The organism is uncultured Tissierella sp. (assembly GCF_902479755.1).
GTDB lineage: Bacteria > Bacillota > Clostridia > Tissierellales > Tissierellaceae > Tissierella > Tissierella carlieri.
The window spans coordinates 1-19,946 of record NZ_CABSQO010000054.1 but is presented as its reverse complement, the minus strand read 5'-3'; the positions used below and the strand labels follow the sequence as shown (position 1 = coordinate 19,946).

Annotated in this window: 16 protein-coding genes and 1 riboswitch; of the genes, 9 read left to right on the top strand and 7 right to left on the bottom strand. The window is 30.6% G+C overall.

The genetic code is table 11. The features are described 5' to 3' along the window. Nucleotides 1-411: 411 nt before the first annotated feature. From RDK80_RS18445 to RDK80_RS18420, 6 genes are all read left to right on the top strand, one after another. On the top strand, nt 412-2,118 hold the full coding sequence (locus tag RDK80_RS18445; RefSeq protein WP_308525126.1) for a sigma 54-interacting transcriptional regulator: 1,707 nt from the start codon (nt 412-414) through the stop codon (nt 2,116-2,118). Between the two features lie 313 nt (nt 2,119-2,431). Continuing rightward, a complete protein-coding gene (locus RDK80_RS18440) occupies nt 2,432-3,193 on the top strand; it encodes a 3-hydroxybutyrate dehydrogenase (RefSeq protein WP_308525125.1) in 762 nt (253 codons plus the stop codon). Nucleotides 3,194-3,338: 145 nt separating this feature from the next. Further along, entirely contained in the window at nt 3,339-4,637 is a 1,299-nt protein-coding gene (locus RDK80_RS18435) for a GntP family permease (RefSeq protein WP_094898643.1), read from the top strand. Nucleotides 4,638-4,715: 78 nt separating this feature from the next. Beyond that, on the top strand, nt 4,716-5,660 hold the full coding sequence (locus RDK80_RS18430; RefSeq protein ID WP_308525124.1) for a 3-hydroxyacyl-CoA dehydrogenase family protein: 945 nt from the start codon (nt 4,716-4,718) through the stop codon (nt 5,658-5,660). A 103-nt stretch (nt 5,661-5,763) separates the two neighbouring features. Further along, a complete protein-coding gene (locus RDK80_RS18425; RefSeq protein WP_308525123.1) occupies nt 5,764-6,792 on the top strand; it encodes a hypothetical protein in 1,029 nt (342 codons plus the stop codon). 64 nt (nt 6,793-6,856) lie between these two features. Further along, nucleotides 6,857-7,669 carry an alpha/beta hydrolase gene (locus tag RDK80_RS18420; protein WP_308525122.1) on the top strand — a complete coding sequence of 271 codons (813 nt, stop codon included), beginning with the start codon at nt 6,857-6,859 and terminating at the stop codon, nt 7,667-7,669. On the opposite strand, the gene mgtA is transcribed toward RDK80_RS18420, so the two are convergent. Both mgtA and RDK80_RS18410 read right to left on the bottom strand, forming a co-directional pair. Continuing rightward, nucleotides 7,653-10,286, bottom strand: coding sequence for a magnesium-translocating P-type ATPase (gene mgtA, locus RDK80_RS18415; RefSeq protein WP_308525121.1), 2,634 nt, complete (start codon nt 10,284-10,286; stop codon nt 7,653-7,655). The two genes, RDK80_RS18420 and mgtA, sit on opposite strands and share 17 nt — an antisense overlap. A 288-nt stretch (nt 10,287-10,574) precedes the next feature. After that, nucleotides 10,575-10,729, bottom strand: a riboswitch (M-box (ykoK) riboswitch). Between the two features lie 58 nt (nt 10,730-10,787). Further along, complete coding sequence (locus RDK80_RS18410) at nt 10,788-11,453, bottom strand: TetR/AcrR family transcriptional regulator (protein WP_308525120.1); 666 nt, start codon at nt 11,451-11,453, stop codon at nt 10,788-10,790. Nucleotides 11,454-11,721: 268 nt separating this feature from the next. On the opposite strand from RDK80_RS18410, the gene RDK80_RS18405 reads away from it, so the two are divergent. The 3 genes from RDK80_RS18405 (at nt 11,722) to RDK80_RS18395 (ending at nt 15,931) form a co-directional block, all read left to right on the top strand. Then, nucleotides 11,722-13,047: a glycine/sarcosine/betaine reductase component B subunit gene (locus RDK80_RS18405; protein ID WP_094898650.1), complete on the top strand. Its 1,326-nt coding sequence runs from the start codon at nt 11,722-11,724 to the stop codon at nt 13,045-13,047. 11 nt (nt 13,048-13,058) lie between these two features. Next, entirely contained in the window at nt 13,059-14,369 is a 1,311-nt protein-coding gene (gene grdH, locus RDK80_RS18400; RefSeq protein ID WP_308525119.1) for a betaine reductase selenoprotein B, read from the top strand. A gap of 71 nt (nt 14,370-14,440) precedes the next feature. Beyond that, on the top strand, nt 14,441-15,931 hold the full coding sequence (locus tag RDK80_RS18395) for a BCCT family transporter (RefSeq protein ID WP_308525118.1): 1,491 nt from the start codon (nt 14,441-14,443) through the stop codon (nt 15,929-15,931). 76 nt (nt 15,932-16,007) lie between these two features. Here RDK80_RS18395 and RDK80_RS18390 read toward each other — a convergent pair whose 3' ends face one another. The 5 genes from RDK80_RS18390 to RDK80_RS18370 all read right to left on the bottom strand — a co-directional run bounded on the left by RDK80_RS18390 (nt 16,008) and on the right by RDK80_RS18370 (nt 19,849). Beyond that, entirely contained in the window at nt 16,008-17,462 is a 1,455-nt protein-coding gene (locus RDK80_RS18390) for a PLP-dependent aminotransferase family protein (protein WP_308525117.1), read from the bottom strand. A 93-nt stretch (nt 17,463-17,555) separates the two neighbouring features. Continuing rightward, nucleotides 17,556-17,918 (bottom strand): hypothetical protein, encoded by a 363-nt coding sequence (locus RDK80_RS18385; protein WP_235601176.1) that lies wholly within the window; start codon nt 17,916-17,918, stop codon nt 17,556-17,558. A 30-nt stretch (nt 17,919-17,948) separates the two neighbouring features. Beyond that, entirely contained in the window at nt 17,949-19,160 is a 1,212-nt protein-coding gene (locus RDK80_RS18380; RefSeq protein WP_308525116.1) for a DUF4097 family beta strand repeat-containing protein, read from the bottom strand. Between the two features lie 10 nt (nt 19,161-19,170). Next, nucleotides 19,171-19,542, bottom strand: coding sequence for a DUF2089 domain-containing protein (locus RDK80_RS18375; RefSeq protein WP_094898656.1), 372 nt, complete (start codon nt 19,540-19,542; stop codon nt 19,171-19,173). A gap of 16 nt (nt 19,543-19,558) precedes the next feature. Next, nucleotides 19,559-19,849 carry a hypothetical protein gene (locus RDK80_RS18370; protein WP_094898657.1) on the bottom strand — a complete coding sequence of 97 codons (291 nt, stop codon included), beginning with the start codon at nt 19,847-19,849 and terminating at the stop codon, nt 19,559-19,561. Nucleotides 19,850-19,946: the final 97 nt, after the last annotated feature.

Genomic DNA, 19,946 nt, shown 5'->3' with positions numbered 1-19,946 from the left:
GGCTACATAAAATTAATAAAAAGCTCTATTACGTTGGTCGTAGTAGGGCTTTTTTTTATGACCTAACTTAGCGAACGATAGTGAGCTTTAGTAGGTCAAACGCAACGAACGCCAAATTCATGCGAATGATAATGAGCAAATGAATTTGTGCAGTGAGACTGCGAGAGATGACCTAACCTAATGAGCGATAGCGAATTGTAGGTAGGTCAAAGGCAATGAGCACCAACCTTGATGTAGAATTTCTCATTAGGAGTGTCCGTTAGGACCAAATCTATACGAGCAAATGATACCTTACGGGTAAAGAGCGTAAATTAATAGTAAGCCTTTGAACTGTGTTATATTTTAAATAAAGTTAGATTTATATAATATATGGTATAATTATATTAGAATATAAATAGGAGTGGGCAAATAATGTCTAATAACGGGATAAATTTATATAATCTAGCTAATTCTTTAAATATAGGTATTTTAGTAGTAGATGAATATTGTAATATAAATTTTTTTAATAGTGAAGCTTTAAATATATTAGAATTATTTGATGAAAATAATCTAAACAGAAACCTATCTAATATCCTATCTAATTTTAAGATTAAATCTTTTTTAAAGTCTAATAAAAAACATGAATCCCAGAAACTAAAATATAATGGCAAAGATATTATTGTAATAAAAAAAGCAATTTCTAATAATGATACTAATGAAGGAGCCTATATAATTTTTCAAAAATTAGATACTTATAAAGAATTTATTAGACAGTTTGATGATGAGATAGAAGCATCTTCTCTATTAAATACAGTAATGGAAGCTACAAATGATGCTATTGTTTATGTTAATAAAGATGGATATATAGAAATGTTAAGTAATCCTTATGCGGAATTCTTAGGAGTAGATAGAGAAGTGGCAATAGGCAAACATGTACGAGAAGTTATAGAGAATACGAGAATGGATATTGTAATAAAGACAGGAATACCAGAAATTGCCCAAGTTCAAGAGATAAATGGTAAAAATATGATAGCTACTAGAATACCAGTATTTGTTAATGGTAATGTAGTAGGTGCTGTAGGTAAGGTATTATTTAAAGATGTAGATGAATTAAATTCCCTATATATGAAGATAAATAAGATTGAGAAAGAATTGAATCTATATAAGGATGAATTTAAAAAAGTAAACAAAGCAAATTATGCTTTAGATAGCATCATAAGTATAAGTAAGTCTATGGAAAGCCTGAAGGAACTTACAAAAAGGGCAGCAAAGACGAATTCAAATGTTCTAATTTTAGGAGAATCTGGCACTGGAAAAGAATTATTTGCACATGCAATTCATAATAACAGTAGACGTATAGATGCACCTTTTATTAGAGTAAATTGTGGGGCAATTCCATATGAGTTATTAGAATCAGAATTATTTGGATATGAAGAAGGTTCTTTTACAGGTGCTAAAAAAGGAGGAAAGATCGGGAAGTTTAAGGCTGCAGATGGAGGTACTATCTTTTTAGATGAAATTGGTGATTTACCTATGAATATGCAGGTAAAATTATTAAGAGTTCTCCAAGATAAAGAAATAGAGAGAATAGGTTGTAATTATTCAGAGAAAATTGATATTAGAGTTATAGCAGCAACTAATAAAGATCTAGAAAAAATGGTATCTGAAGATATGTTTAGATTAGATTTATATTATAGATTAAATGTAGTAAGTATAAAAATTCCTCCCTTAAGGGAAAGAAAAGAAGATATAACTATTCTGTCCAAGTATTTAGTAAACAAGATATCAAAAGGAGAAAATATAAAAGTAGATAAGATATCAGAGAGTACAATAGAATATTTAAAAAATTATGATTGGCCTGGAAATGTAAGGGAGCTAGAAAATATCCTAGAGAGGGCTATAAATTTCTTAGAAGAAGAAACAATAATTAAGCCAGAACATTTGCCTACTAAAATTACAGGTATGACTAGAAATAAGCAGATGAAAAGTTTAAAATCCATTTTAGAAGAGGTAGAAAAACAATCTATAATAGATAGCCTAATAATTGCTAATGGCAACAAGACTTTAGCTGCCAATACATTAGATATTAGCAGGACAAGTTTATATGAGAAGATTTCAAAATATGAAATAGATATGTAATGTTATTTTTCTCACAATTAAAAGAATTGTCAGAAAAATTTACGAAAAATTAGAAAAGGAAGATTTGATGTAAGGAAAAACTTACACTCTATAAATTTAAAGTAAGTTAATGTAAGTATAACCTTACATTAACTTTAAATTATTATATTTTTTAAAAAACAAAATATAAAAACAAGTATATTTTATGAAAAATATGCTTGTTTTTTTGTTTAAATATGGATATTTAGATAAAAAACTAACATTCATACCAAGAATCAATGGCATGAATTTTGCTATATTAATAGTTAAACAATTAAATCAAGGAGGTATAAGGATGTTAGAAAATAAAGTATGTATTGTGACAGGAGCAGCCAGTGGAATTGGATTAGCTGTTGCGGAAGCTTTTTCTAAAGATGGTGCTAAGATAGTTATGGCTGATATTAATGAAGAAAGATTAAAAAATGAGTCAGAAAGAATAAGTGTAGATTATTTTAAGGTAGATTTAAGCACAAGAGAAGGTTGTAAGGATTTAGTCGATTATACTTTAGATAAATATTCAAAGGTAGATATTCTTGTAAATGTGGCAGGAATTCAAACAGTATCTCCAATAGAAGATTTTCCAGAGGATAAATGGGATTTTATGATTAATTTAATGTTAACGGCTCCATTCCTACTAACTAAGTATGTATGGAATTCAATGAAAGAGCAAGGTTGGGGAAGAATAATAAATTTAAATTCAATTCATGGATTAGTAGCATCTGAATTTAAAGTTGCTTATGTTTCAGCTAAACATGGTCTTTCAGGACTGACAAAAACTACTGCTTTAGAAGGAGGACCTTATGGAATAACTGTAAATTCAATTTGTCCAGCATATGTTAGAACTCCTTTAGTGGATAATCAAATTGATGCTCAAGCAGCATCCCATGGAATATCAAGGGAAGAAGTTATTGAAAAAGTAATGTTACAAAAAGCGGCAGTTAAAAAACTAATAGAACCTGAAACTATTGCAGATGTGGCCAAATTCTTATGTTCAAGTGCAGGAGCTCATATCACAGGCTCAACATTTACAATAGATGGGGGCTGGACAGCTGGCTAAAAATACTAAAGTTTTAATAGAAAAACAAGAGATAAAATAATCCTCATTAGAAACAAAAGATAAGGCTATTAAAAACAAAAGATAAAATTTTTAAAAAGACAAATGATAAATAAAATATCAAGTAAAATAAAAGGGGGAAGTAATTATGCTAGGTATTATTATCGGATTAGTATTATTGATGTTCTTAGCTTATAGAGGATACTCTATAATTTGGATAGCTCCTCTATGTGCATTAGTAGTAGCTTTAACAGGTGGTCTAGAACTACTTCCAGCATATAAAGATACTTATATGGCTGGTTTTGTAGGATTTACAAAATCTTGGTTTCCAGTATTTATGTTAGGTGCAATATTTGGAACATTGATGGATTATACTGGTGCAGCTAAGTCCATAGCTAAATGGCTTACAAAAGTGCTAGGTGCAAAGAGAGCTATCCTTAGTGTAGTAGTAGGCTGTGCAGTATTGACTTATGGTGGTATATCTCTATTTGTAGTTGTATTTGCAATGTATCCTTTGGCATTAGAATTATTCAGAGAAGCTAATATTACTAGAAAACTTATTCCTGGAGCAATAGCCCTTGGATCATTTACCTTTACAATGACAGCATTGCCAGGAACACCTCAAATTCAAAATTTAATTCCTACGGATTATTTTAACACAACACCTACAGCAGGTCCAATTATGGGCTTAGTAGCTTCAGCTATATTATTAGGTGGAGGATATGCATATCTTATATGGAGAGAAAAGAGATTTACAGCTAAGGGTGAAGGCTTTATTGAGCCTGAAAAGAAAGGAAATGTAAATGCTGAAGCTGAAGTACAAGAACTTCCAAATCCATTTCTTTCATTTTTACCTTTGCTTACTGTAATATTAACTTTAAATATAGAAAGGTTAAAATGGGATATAGTAGTATGTTTATTAGCCGGTATAATCATGGCAATGATAACTAATCCTAGCAAATACAAAGGTTTTACTAAATCCATTAGCGGAGGAGCAACATCATCAATTACTGCAATTATAAATACATCTGCCGCTGTTGGATTTGGTTCAATAGTAAGGGCAGTACCAGGATTTCAGACATTAACAGATTTACTTCTAGGGATAAAAGGTTCTCCCCTTATTTCAGAATCAATAGCAGTAAATATTTTGGCTGGTGCAACAGGCTCAGCTTCAGGAGGAATGGGTATAGCATTAGAAGCTTTGGGAGCAAAATATTATCAATTGGCTTTGGAGACAGGTATTAGTCCTCAGGCTTTTCATAGAATAGCTTCACTTTCATCAGGAGGCCTTGATACACTTCCACATAATGGGGCTGTATTGACTTTACTTGCCGTTACAGGTATGACTCATAAGGATTCATATATAGATATATTTGTTACTTCAGTAGCTTTACCAGTGGTAGCCACTATTGCAGCTATAATTCTTGCAAGTTTAGGAATTTATTAGAAAAATAATAAGAGATAAATATCTCCCCATCTAGTATAATAATTAGATGGGGAGATACGATTAAAAGGAGGTTACAAGATGAAGATAGAGGATATTAAAAAGATAGGTATAGCAGGGGCAGGAACTATGGGATCTGGTATAGCTCAAATATTTGCACGAAAGGGATATGAAGTAGTTATAACTGATATTAAAGAAGAATTTCTAAAAGGCTCTAAAAGATTAGTATCTATATTTAATAGTAGTTTAATAGAAGAAGGTCTTATGGCAGAATCAGAAGTTGAAAATACAGTGAAAAATATAAAATATTCCATAGATAAAAAAGTTTTTTCTGACTGTGATGTAATAATTGAAGCTATTATAGAAAAAATGGATATAAAACAGGATTTCTGGAAAGAGGTAGAAGAAATAGCTAAATCTGATGCTATATTTGCAACAAATACCTCTGGACTTAGTATTACGGAAATATCTAAGAAAGTAAAAAATAGGGATAGATTTATAGGAATGCATTTTTGGAATCCACCTCATATTATTCCATTAGTTGAATTAATAAGAGGAGAAGGGACAAGTGGTGGAACTGTAGATATATTATTGAAATTAGTAAGAAAAATAGATAAGGAGCCAGTAGTTGTACAAAAAGATGCTCCAGGATTTATTGGTAATAGAATACAGTTTGCAGTATTTAGAGAGGCATTGAATATAGTAGAAGAGGGAATAGCTACTTTTGAAGATGTGGATAGAGCTATGAAATATGGACCTGGATTTAGATATCCAATAATAGGTCCTTTAGAGACAGCAGATTTAGGAGGGTTAGATACATTCTACTATATATCTTCATATTTATTTAATGATTTATCTGATGTAAAAAAACCACAAGAAGTATTGAAGAAATTAATGGATAATAATGAGTTAGGCGTTAAATCAAAGAAAGGTTTCTATGATTATTCAGAAGGTAAAGATGAAGAAGCTATAAAAAGAAGAGATAAAATGTTCTTCAAGATGTTAAAATATATTCATAATGCATAGAATAAGGTTCTGCTCCATGCTAGGAGTAGAACTTCTTTTTTACTAAGTTGTTATAGGATAAGCTCTATTCTAATATTATTAAATATTAGAAAGGGGGAGGATGATGAAGAAGGTAATCAATAGGAAATGGATGAAAATAGCATCAATATATGTAGGTACAGTTATAGGTGCAGGTTTTGCTTCTGGTAGAGAGATTATAGAATTTTTTGGAGTATATGGGATAAAGGGAATTTTTGGGATAACAATATCAGGAATATTGTTTTCTTTGATAGGAGGATTACTTCTTTTAAAGATATTTAACAATAAAATAAGTGGATTTGAGGAATTAATATGTAAAATATTTGGAAAGAAATTTGGATTAATATTAGATAATATAATGACAATTTTCTTATACACGGGGTTTAGTGTTATGGTTGCAGGTAGTGGTGCAATATTTGAGGAGGAGCTAGGTTTATCTTTTAACCTTGGGATTATTGTAATGATAGTTTTGTCATTTATAGTATTTCTATTTAGTTTAGAAGGACTTTCCTTTATTAACTCTTTATTGGTTCCTTTACTTATTATAGGTATTATATTTACATCTATATATTTAAATATAAAAGAAGGATATTATTTATCTAATATAAATGGAGTAAATTTGACGCTGAAAGGAAATTTTCTATCATCCTCTCTTTTATATCTAGGCTCCAATTCCTTAATTATTATCATAGTATTCTCGTCCCTATTATCATTGATAGATAGCAAAAAAACAGCCATTTTAGGTGGTGTATCGGGAGGAATAATATTATTTATCCTTGGTTTATCTATATTAAGTTCCATGCTTGTTTATTATGATGAGGTAGCTACTATGGATATTCCGATGCTAAGAATATGTAATTATATAGGAAGTGGATATGGAAAATTTTATTCAATTATACTATGGGCTGCTATGTTTACAACCGCATTAGCTAATGGTTTTGGTATTATAAATAAGGTTTCTAAGAGTAAATATAAGAAACTTATAATAACCTTATTCTGCTTGCTATCCATTCCTCTAGCTAAGTTTGGATTCTCCAACTTAGTAGCGACATTATATCCAATTTCAGGGGTAATAGGATTTGTACTTTTAATTTTTATTTTAGTAATATTATAAAAGTTTTTTAAATTACTTAAATGATATATAATTATTAGTGAAGAATAAATAGGATGTGATAATGATGGAATTTTTTACTACAAGTGATAATGTCAAATTATATTATGAAGTAAAAGGAGAAGGATTACCAATAATTTTTATCCATGGATTCGCAGAAGATCATAATTCATTTAGAATACAACAAAGAGTATTATCTAAGAAATATAAAATAATAACCTATGATTTAAGAGGTCATGGCATATCAGATAGGACAGATTATGGATTAAATTTGGATAGATTTGCATTAGATTTAAGAGAGTTTATAGAATATCTAGAACTAAAAGATGTAATATTAGTTGGTTGGTCAATGGGAGCATGGGTTATATTTGAATATATAAATTTATTTGGATTACAAAAGATATCTAAAATATGTATTGTAGATAAAGGGCCTAAGGCTATAAATGATAATAGCTGGAATTTAGGTTTATATCATGGTAAATATACTATGGAAGATGCATTAAAGGATTTAAGTTTAATCAAAGAAAATTGGATAGGATTTGCAGAAAAATTTATAAGAAATATGGCACCTTATTTTAATGAAAAACAATTTAATATTTCAATGGATAAGATGAAAAATAATTCTCCTCATGTAATGTACTCAATGTGGAAATTTATGATAGAAAAGGATTATAGAGATAATTTGAGTAAAATACACATACCAACTTTAATTATATTCGGAGGAAAAAGTACTTTCTATTCAGTTGATGTAGGAAAATATCTTAAAAAAAATATTAAGAATTCAGAGTTAATAATATTTGAAAGTTGCACCCATTTATTGGTATTAGAAAACCCTATTAGATTTAATAGGGTTTTAGAGGAATTTACATCCAAGTATTAAATTTTTTAATATAAATATTTTTAACAATTTGTGTAAGAATGGAATAGGCTAATAATATTCCCATTAGCCAAGGAAAATAACTTGCTGGAAGGGGAACAAGTCCTATATAAGTTCCGAATTCAGTATATGGAATTAATATGCCTATACTTATTATTATAAATGTCATTACCATAAGTGGAGTAGAAGCTCTACTTTGTAAAAATGGAATCTTCTTTGTCCTAATCATATGAACTATTAAAGTTTGCGATACAATGCCTACTATAAACCAACCGGATTGAAATAAAGGCTGTAATTCTATTGTATTTGCCTTAAACACAAACCACATAATAGCAAAGGTAGCAATATCAAATATGGAACTAATAGGTCCTATATATAACATAAACTTACCTATTTTATCGGCATTCCATTTCTGAGGCGTTCTTAAATATTCTTCATCCATATTATCCCATGGTATAGCTATTTGAGAAATACTATAGAGTAAGTTTTGCACAAGTAACTGTATTGGCAACATTGGTAAAAATGGAAGAAATGCACTAGCTGCTAATACACTAAATACATTTCCAAAGTTAGAGCTAGCAGTCATATTTATATATTTAACAATATTTCCAAATACCCTCCTGCCTTCAATTACTCCTTTTTCCAAAACATTTAAGTCTTTTTCAAGTAATATTATATCAGCAGATTCCTTAGCTATATCAACTGCTGTATCTACAGAAATACCTACATCAGCTTGTTTTAGGGCTTGAGAATCGTTGATGCCGTCGCCCAAGAAACCAACAACATGACCATTATTCTGTAGAATAGAAATAACTCTTTCTTTTTGCATTGGGGATAGTTTCGCTAGGATACTGGACTTTGAAGCTATTTCATACAACCTTTCATCCGTCATTTCTTCTATATCTATACCTAAGACAACATTATCTATAGGAATCCCCACATCTTTGCATATTTTTTTAGCAACTATATCATTGTCTCCAGTTAATACCTTTACATCTACTCCGTGTTCATATAATGCCTTTATTGCAGAAACAGCTGAATCCTTTGGAGGATCTAAGAAACCTATATATCCAATAAGAACCATATTACTTTCATCTTTAATACTAAATACATTTTCATCTGGTACATTATTTTTTTGAGCTATAGCAAGAACTCTCATGCCATCTTCATTAAGTTTAGTTACCATATCCATGACTGTTGCTATTAATTCTTCAGTTAAAGGTAAAACATCTCCATTGATTTCTACAAAAGAACATATAGAAAGCATTTCTTCAACAGCACCTTTAGTTATAAGTTGCCTTTTTCCATTTTCACTTTCAACTACTACTGACATCCTACGTCTTGTAAAATCAAAGGGAATCTCGTCTACTCTTTCATATATTTTTGTTGCTTCATTAAATCCTTTTTCATTACCATATTCTATTACAGCAATATCTAACAAGTTTTTTAATCCCGTTTGATAATAACTATTCAAGTATCCATGTCTTAAGACTCTATCATTTTCATTGCCTAGTACATCTAAATGTGTTTCCAATATAATTTTATCTAAGGTTAAAGTCCCAGTTTTATCTGTACATAAAATGTCCATGGCACCAAAGTTTTGAATAGAACTTAATCTTTTAACTACAATTTTACGTTTAGATAAAGATATTGCTCCTTTTGCAAGGTTTGTAGAAACTAAAGTTGGAAGCATCTCAGGAGTCAAGCCTACAGCTACTGAAATAGCAAATAAAAAGGCACTTAGCCAGTCTTTTTTTGTCAATCCATTTATTAAGAAAACTATAGGAACCATAATTAACATAAATCTTATTAGAAGAAAGCTGACGCTTTTAACACCCTCCTCAAAACTAGTTTGACCTCTGTCTTTAGTAAGAGATTCTGCAATAGTACCAAAATACGTTTGGTTTCCTGTCTGCAAAACTATACCTATTGCAGAACCGCTAACAACTATGGTCCCCATTAAGGCAATATTTTCTAGATCAGCGATATTCTTATTTACATCTTTATCATTAATTTCTGAAAACTTCTCAACAGGTTCTGATTCACCTGTTAATGAAGATTGACTGATGAACAAATCTTTGCAAGTAATAATTCTTAGGTCTGCTGGTATTAAATCTCCAGCTGCCAAATGAATAATATCTCCTGGAACTACATCAGATATATTGATTTCTTTTTTCCCCATAGTCTCTCTTTCAACAGCTGTTGTTGTAGGAACTAAATCTTTTAAATTATCTGCTGTTATTTGAGATTTATGTTCTTGAGAAAATTTAAGGATTGCACTAACTAATATCATAGTGGAAATAATTATGATAGTAATCCAAGATTTTTCGCCAGACGGAGCAAAAACAATATCAGTAAAATAAGATACAAAAACTATAACTAATAATATTAAAATAAAGGGATCTATAAAGGAATTTAAAAGGTAAATATACCAAGGATTTCTTTTTTGAGAAATTATTTCGTTGTGTCCATAAAAGTTTAATCTGCTATTTGCTTCTACTTCAGATAAACCATTGATGGAGGAATCTAATTCTCTAAAAATGGTATCAATATTTTTTGAACTCATATCTTGTAGATCTTTATTAATATTTTCATTACTATAAACTCTTTTCTTCCTCATAATTTACACCTCCAAAAAAGACAATACTAAATAATGGTTCAGTAAATAGTCTAACCATAAGTTAAATTTGTATTGAATTTTTAAATTTAAAATAAATTTGGAAAATTTTTTCAGAAAGGTCTTTTTAGGTATATGTAAAGAAAAGATAATTATTATAATATAATTATATGATGTTGATTATACATATACTTCAACCTTCCTCTATATAAATACTACTCGGTCCAGAATCCATAAATTTACTCACCTCCAAAAAAATAATAATCCTCCACCAAAGCTTGAAGGGGAAGGATTTACTCTTTTCGTTCAAGTTTTGGCTTTATAAGGCGCTGAAATTGCATTAGGTTGAGCCTTGCGACAAAACCTGCTAACCAGTGCAGAGTGTTTCCACCCTTTTACGGCAGCAATCCATATCCTTATAGTAACCTCACCTACCGAGATTATTAAGTTCGTCTTTAAGCATATACTGTAAAAATATAAATGTCAAGTGTTTTTATAAGATTTTTAATAATAAAAATCATAATCTTTAATTAAAAATCTCTCTACTATAGATTTAATATAATCCATGGTGTTGTTTCTTGCATCATCATAGGAAATCTTATTATTTAATACTCTCTTTAGCATACCTTCAAAGATTAAAAGAGTCATATCATTCAATTTGTTTGCATCTTCAGAACGAATATATCCTTCATTCACACATGCAAATACAGTAGTTTGCCCTCTCTCATTAATATCTGTTTTCAACAGCATAGTAGAAATATTTTTATCTGTGCTAACCATATCTTCTGGGAAAAGTTCATAATAATCAGCTACATAATCTTCAAAATGCTTTTCTAAATTTGGAAAGAAAATAGCATTGTAAATTTCTGGCTTATCATAAGCATAATCACAAAAACATTCCCAAACTTTAAGAAATCTATCCATAGCATTTTTCGCATCTTTTAAATATGTATCTAAAGCATGGGCATAATCTTTTATATATTTCATAGCTGCATAGAAAATTAAATGATCAAGATTTTCAAAATAATTATAAACTGTAGCACTATTATATCCAGCTCTATCAGCTACTTTTCTTAGTGTCACTCCATTAATTCCAACTTCATCTATTATTTCTTCAGTTGCATTAATAAAGTAAGACATTATTCTTTTCTTTTGTATTTGCTTCTTCATATATGTTACCACCAACTTTAAAATATTTATATCTAATTTATATTAGCACAAAAGTCCACATTCTACAAACAATTTATAATTACTGAATATTACATTTATGGTTAATAAATCAATGTAGAATAGTACATAATAAGCTGAGTATTAAGTTTATCTATACTATTAAAAATATTTTAAAAATTATCTATAATTATGATTGAAATGTAATCATGATTATGATAATATAATATTTAACAAAGATAATCATGATTAATTTAAAAGGAGTGAAGAGATGAAACTAGAAATTGGTAATTTCCAAGTAAAAGATGTTGTTTTTGGAGAGAAAACCATGTTTAATAATGGAATTCTATCCATAAATAAGGAAGAAGCTATGGCTTTTATCAAAGAAGATGAACACATTATAGATCTCGACATAGTAATAGCCAAGCCAGGTGAAAATACAAGAATAGTTCCAGTTAAAGAGGCTGTAGAACCGAGAATTCGTCCAGATGGTAGACCAGTATTTCCTGGAGTTACAGGAGATGTTGAAGCTACAGGTAATGGAAGAGTACATGCATTGAAAGGATGCAGTGTTTTAGGTGTAGGCATGCACTATGGTAGCTTTGGTGATGGATTAATCGATATGGGTGGAGAAGGAGCTAAGTACACTCTATTTTCTGAGTTAATAAATATCTGTATAGTAGCGGACACAGATGAGGAGTTTGAAAGATTTGAGCAACAAAAGAAAAATAGAGCAATTAGATGGGCATCCCATAGATTTGCAGAATATTTAGGAAATACAGTAAAAGGTTTAGAACCGGAGGAAATTGAAACATTTGAATTAGAGCCAATAACTAAAAGATCAGAAGAAATAAATAAACTTCCATCAGTTGTATTAGTAATGCAACCTCAATCTCAAATGGAGGAATTAGGATATAATGATTTAGTATATGGATGGGATATGAATAAATATGTTCCTTCTTTTATGAATCCAAACGAAGTATTAGATGGAGCATTGATATCTGGTAGTTTCATGCCAGCATCATCAAAATGGGCAACTTATGACTTCCAAAATTTCCCTACTATTAAAGAATTATATAAAGAGCATGGAAAAAGCATTAACTTCTTAGGTGTTATCATGTCAAACTTAAATGTATCCCTAGAACAAAAGAAACGTTCAGCAATATTTGTAGCTCAAATGGCAAAGTCTTTAGGGGCTGATGGAGCAATAGTTACTGAAGAGGGATATGGAAATCCTGATGCAGATTATATTTTATGCCTTGCTGCATTAGAAGATGTAGGTGTAAAGACAGTAGGTATAAGTAATGAATGTACAGGTAGAGATGGAGCTTCCCAACCACTTGTTACATTAGATGAAAAGGCAAATGCACTAGTGTCTACAGGAAACGTTTCTCAATTAATAGAACTTCCTCCAGCTGATAAAGTAATAGGTGAATTACAAGCTTTAGCCAGAGATGGATTATCTGGAGGATGGGCATATGACGAAATATTAGGAGCTTCTGTTAGAGAAGATGGCTCAATTATTATGGAAAATAATGCAATGTTCTGTGGAGATAGAATAGCAGGTTGGTCAACTAAGACTATGAAAGAATTTTAGGAGGTGGAGAGATGAAAAAAGCAATTCATTATATAAATCAATTCTTTGCAGGTATTGGTGGAGAAGATACTGCTGATTATAAGCCAGAGATTAGAGAAGGATTAGTAGGACCATCTCTTGCTCTAAATAGTATGCTTGAGGCAGAAGTTACTCATACTATTATCTGTGGAGATAACTTTATGGGTTCTAATACAGATGAAGCAGTTGAAACTATATTAGGATTTTTAGAAGGTAAAGAATTTGATATATTTGTTGCTGGTCCAGCATTTCAAGCAGGTAGATATGGAGTGGCATGTGGAACTATCTGTAAAGCTGTTAAAGAAAAATTCAATGTTCCAGTTGTCACATCTATGAATGAGGAAAATCCTGGAGTAGAGATGTTTAAAAAAGATATATATATCTTCGAAGGTGGAAAATCAGCAGCAAAATTAAGAGATGACGTAAAGGCAATAGCTAACTTTGCAAATAAATTATTAAAAGGTGAGAAAACAGGCTCAGCTGATGAAGAAGGATTTTTCCCAAGAGGAATTAGAGCTCAAATGTGGTTAGAATCAGGAAAGACTGCTGCAGAAAGAGGCGTAGATATGTTGATTAAAAAATTAAACAATAAGCCTTTTGAAACAGAACTTCCAATACCAAAACAAGATAGAGTTCCTATAGCAGCACCGATTAAGGATTTATCTAAAGCAAATATTGCAATGGTAACAACTGGTGGAATAGTACCAGTAGATAATCCAGATAGAATTCAATCTGCTTCTGCTACACGTTGGGGAAGATATGATATATCTAAGGATGAGAGATTAGAATCAGGAGTATATAAAACCATTCACGCTGGATTTGACCCTGCAGCAGCAGATGCAGATCCAAATGTTATTATGCCAATAGATGCAATGAGGGCGTATCTAAAGGAAGGAAAAATAGGTAAACTTCATGATTATTTCTATAGCACTGTAGGAACTGGAACGACTCAAGCTGAAGCAGCTAGAATGGGTAAAGAAATAGTTGAAAAATTAAAAGAAGATAATGTAGATGGAGTTATTATGACTTCCACCTGAGGTACTTGTACGCGTTGCGGTGCAACAATGGTAAAAGAAATTGAAAGAGCGGGTATACCAGTAGTTCAAATGTGTAACCTAATACCTGTAGCAACAACAGTAGGCTCAAACAAGATAGTACCTACAATATCTATTCCATATCCACTAGGAGATCCGGCGACATCTAAAGAACAACAATGGAAACTTAGATATCATAGAGTTGGTGTAGCACTAGATGCTTTAACAGAAGATGTCAAGGAACAAACAGTATTTAAGGTAAGAATTTAAATAAACAGTAGGGGTGTATAAACACCCCTATAAATTCACCTCTAAATTACTCTAAAATGGGAGGAATTATAATGAATAAAACAAAGCAAAAAGATAATACGGTTTTTTATATATCTCTTGCACTATCTATAGCTATAGTTTTATGGGGAATAGTTGCACAGGAGAATTTCTCAAATTTTGCAAACTCATTACTTAATTTCCTAACAACTAATTTTGGATGGTCTTATTTAATATCTATGTTCATCTTTGTCGTATTCGCCATTATATTAGCATTTAGTAAATATGGAGATATTAAACTAGGACCAGATGATTCAAAGCCAGAATATAGTACGACTTCTTGGTTTGGAATGTTATTTGGAGCCGGGATGGGTATAGGTCTTGTATTTTGGGGTGTAGCTGAACCTATATCACATTTTGTAAATCCGGCTCCAGGAATTGAATCAGGAACCCTACAAGCAGCAAATTTTGCTATGAAATCATCCTTTATGCACTGGGGATTCCATCCTTGGGCTAATTACAGTATTATAGGTCTTGCCCTAGCATATTTTCAATTTAGAAAGAATAAGCCAGGTTTAATTAGTAGTATTTTCATACCATTATTAGGTGAGGAAAGAGTTAATGGACCTATTGGAAAATTAATAGATATACTTGCAGTATTTGCAACAGTTGCAGGAGTAGCGACATCTTTAGGACTTGGTACATTACAGATTAATAGTGGTTTAAACTTTTTATTTAATATTCCAGAGACTAAATTAGTTCAGATAGGCATAATTGTAGTAATTACAATTCTATACATTTGGACAGCAGTTAGTGGAATAGATAAAGGTATAAAACTATTAGGAGATATAAATCTAGTGTTGGCATTTGGACTTCTTATACTTACTATCATAATAGGACCTACACTAAAGGTAATAAATTCGTTCACTAATGGATTAGGCCAATATATTAATGGCTTTATAAGTGATAGTCTTCATGTTGAAGCATTTGGTGATAATAGTTGGTTAAACTCATGGACAATATTTTATTGGGCATGGTGGATAGCATGGGCTCCATTTGTGGGTACCTTTATCGCACGTATTTCAAAAGGAAGAACTATTAGAGAATTCATAGGAGGAGTTATACTTGCACCTGCTGTAGTATCGGTTGTTTGGTTTGCAGCATTTGGCTCAATGGGTATAAATTTAGTTGATAAAATTGGAGTTGAAGGATTGGCTGCAGCAGCGAGTAATCCATCTACAGCTTTATTCCAAGTATTTAGCAATTATCCTTTAAGTACAGTATTATCATTAATTACAGTAGTATTATTAGGTACTTTCTTTATTACATCAGCAAACTCAGCTACCTTTGTACTAGGAATGTTATCTTCAGAAGGAGATTTAAACCCTACTGCTAAGAAACAATTTATTTGGGGAGTGGTTCAAGCTCTGCTAGCAACATCTTTATTGCTTGCAGGAGGCCTAGAGGCATTGCAGACTGCTTCAGTAGCAGCAGCATTTCCTTTTATATTCGTAATGTTACTGGCTATTGTATCTTTGATGAAGGCTTTAAAACAAGAAATATAAATAATGGAGGGCCCCGTAAGGGACCCTCCTCTTATATCTATAGGAAGTTTTAGCTTAAAACTTCAATAGATGGATTCTATATAAATGGTAAATAATTGTTATTTTTATCCTTAAAAGGTTTAGATATTATATTTTCTAAAATCTTAAGTCCCTCAACTATCTCATCATTATTTATTGCTCCAAAACTAAGTCTTATATAATTAGAATAAATAGACTCATCAACAAAGAAAACTTTTCCAGGTACAATTGCTAGATTGTTTTCAGTACATTCCTTATAAAGTTCTAAAACATCTATTTCTTTAGGTAATTTGAGCCAAATACTAAGACCGCCATTAGGATTTACATAAGATATTCCATAGTTATTTAATTTATCTAGCTCTCTAGTCATAATATTATATTTTTCAGAGTACACTCTTTTAATTTTTTCTATATGAGATTTCCAATAACCTTTTCTTAAGTACAAATCAAATGCTCTTTGAAGATATCCAGATGAGGATACATCTGTGGTATGTTTAGCTTTTATAATTTCCTTAAACAATTTATTAGGCAATGTAATAAATCCAATACGGACCCCAGGCATAAATATTTTTGAGAAAGACTTAATGAAAATAATTTGATTATGTTTATCCATAGATTTTAAGGTGGATTTTTTATCATTATCATCAAAAGATAAATCTGTTAAGAAATCGTCCTCTATTATATAAAATCCATGTTCCTTTGATAAAAATAGAAGTTCTTTCTTTTTATCATCGCTATATGAGTATGTGGTGGGGCTTTGATAGTTAGTCATCATATACAGGAATTTTGGACTATACCTTTTTGCATAAGATTTTAATAAATCAATATCTATGCCATCTTCGTTCATAGGTATTCCAATGATCTTAGCACCTCTAGATTTAAATGCAGATAATGCACCAGAATATGTTGGATTTTCAACTAATATACAATCTCCATGATTAATCAAAGTCTTTGATATTATGTCTAGACCTTGTTGACCGCCAGAGGTGATTAATATTTGATCCTTATCTACTTTGGTACCGTAATTTTCCACCAAAAATTTAGATATGGATTCTCGAAGTGGTTCATATCCTATTATCTCTGGATATAAAAAAGCTTGGCCTCCATCCCTATCTAAAACTTCTACTAGGGCTTGTTTAAACTCTTCTATTGGGAATAAATCTGGTGTAGGAGACATAGAAGCAAAATTAATACTATCTTTTGATACGGGAAGTATGCCAGATACCATTAGTTCCATATCACCTTCTTCTAAATAAGGCATATCGTCGGAAATTGGTAATTTTTTTATATAAGTTCCACTTCCTTTAATTGAATATACATAACCTTCCTTCTCTAATAGCTTATAAGCACTAACTACAGTTACATTGTTTACTCCCAGTGATTTTGCAAGACTACGGATAGAAGGCAGCTTTTCCTTTTCCAATTGATTTTCCTCTATTAATATTTTAAAATTTTCATAGAGTTGGATATATAAGGGCGTATCTATATCCTTATTTAAAATAAATTTATTCATAGGTATCCTCCTTAAATGTATGGATACATTTATTATAACAGATTTTATATTAGAATAAACTATAAACAATAAAATAATCCCACAATCGCGGGATTATTCTATTACGACCTCAACCTTAGTGCCATCTTCACTATCTACTTCCACAATTTTGCCAGTCTCTCCATTTTTGATAGCTGCAAATATTTCTTCCATATCATCTTCAGTCAAACCAGCCTCTTTAAACTCGGGGGAAAATTTTCCAGCCAATTTAACTCCTATATTGATAAGGGAAATAGGTAAAGTTACATTTACTTTAGTAGAATCCTCTGGATCAAAGACTCTTACTTTTAGCCATTTGGCCTTAGTACTAAGATTAGTATTATTTGAAGCAATATCATTATTATCTAGAGCATCTAGTAGTTTAACGCCTTCTTCAGTTGTGATTTTTCCTTCTTTAACCATTGTTAAGATTTGCATTTTTTCCCCTCCCAACATTGTCATCACTCCTTAATATATTTTTATTGAACCATTTGACGTAGAAGCAATAAAATTTAAATGCTCCCTATTTTCATCAAAATTAACACTATGAGCTATTATCTTTTTGAAACCTAAATTAGCTTGTTTATTAAGTTTATATACTATATTGGGAATATCAAGGGTGATATTACCCATAGAAGTTTCCAGATCAAAATAACTATCATTGTTAGCTTCATAAATCTCAGAGCTAATTGAGCCATTAGAAGTCATTAGTTTTATCTCTTTAGCTCTATCTACATCTATATCATCACAGGTAATTTTACCATTAGAAGTAATTAAATGAATTATATCACAAGTAATATCTTCTGCCTCGATTGACGCATTAGAGGTTTTACATATTATTTTTTGGGCATCAATATCGTTGATACCTATTTTAGCATTGGCTGTTTTAGCATCGATTTCAGAACAGTGTATATCCATTAAAAATATATTAGAATTTGTAGTAGCTGCTTTAATGATATCTGAACTAGTATCTCTACATTCAATTCGTCCATTTTTAGTTGTTAAATCAATTTCATTACTATTTATTTCTACAACATCAATAGAGGAATTTGTAGTTGTACATCGTAATGTATGCATACTTAATTCTTCTATATCTATCTTTCCATTACTAGAATTTAGTATGATTTCATTATAATGTTTTTCTGGTAAAGAAACATCTAGCTTAATCGATATATTGCTATTATATTTTGGAGTAAATATTACTTTATCTCCATCCATATAAAAATCGAAATAAGGTTCATTTTGTGAAATTATCCCATTTTTATATTGACAAGTAGACTTAATAAAAAGTTTGTCTTCATCATTTGACCTTAAACGTATATTTCCATTAACAGCTTTTAAATCTAAGCTTGGATTTTCAATATGAGATATATCCATATCTAAATCTGTGGTAATGGTTTCATAATTACCCATAAAACTAAATGAATTACCCATGTCTTTTAGGCTATCAAACATAGTTGATAATGCATTACCAATATCAGTGCCGATATCCTCTAAAGTATTAAATATTGGTTTTGAAAATTTTCTGTCTTTGAATCTGTTGTCTTTTTCTTCTTTGAACTCATTATGTTCCCTAGGTATTTCCATATCTTCTAATGCTTCCATAAGCTTAATAGCTTCTTCAGATGTTATCTTACCTTCTTCAAGCATTGATAAAATCATCATTTTTTCTTCTTTCATTTTGCCCCTCCTATTCTTCACCTTGAAGCAGCTTAAGAGCTTCTTCAGATGTTATTTCACCACTATTTAATTTCTTCAAGATTTCCTTCTTATCAACTGTAGGTTCTGTATATTTAGGACTGTATCCTAGAGCTTCAATTACATTTTCAAGTCTTCCTCTAACAGTAGGATAGGATATGCCTAATTCTTTTTCTATTTCCTTTATATTTCCTCTGCTCTTTATAAACACTTCAACGAAATTTTTCTGCTCATCAGTAAGTTTGCAAAATTTACAAAGTGTGAAATTGCCTTCTATATGAGTATGACATTTATGGCAACTAAGTTTTGTTACATAAAGCTCCTCACCACATACGGGACATTTACCTATTACTTCTCTTTTCATATTTTCATCCTTTCTCCTAAATTATAGAAATCTTCACCATTGTTCCATCGCCAGTAGATATATCAACTAAATCAAAACTACTCTGGGATTTTAATTCATAAATTAAATCTTTTAGCATTCTATAGTCCAATTGTTCTAAAAAAAACTTTGCATCATTATCTAAGTCATCCATATTTATTATAGCCCTATCTTTAAATTTAAGTGCTATAGAAAATAAGACAGTAATAAACCAAAAAGGAATACTAGGTAATCTTAATCTAAAATTACTTTTCATATCAACAACTTTAATCTTAATTCTAGAAGTCATATAAGTACCTCCAAATTTTGAATATAGAAATACATTCAAAAAAATTTACTTGTTAATATCATAATAGTATTAATTATTAAATATGTCAATATAAATA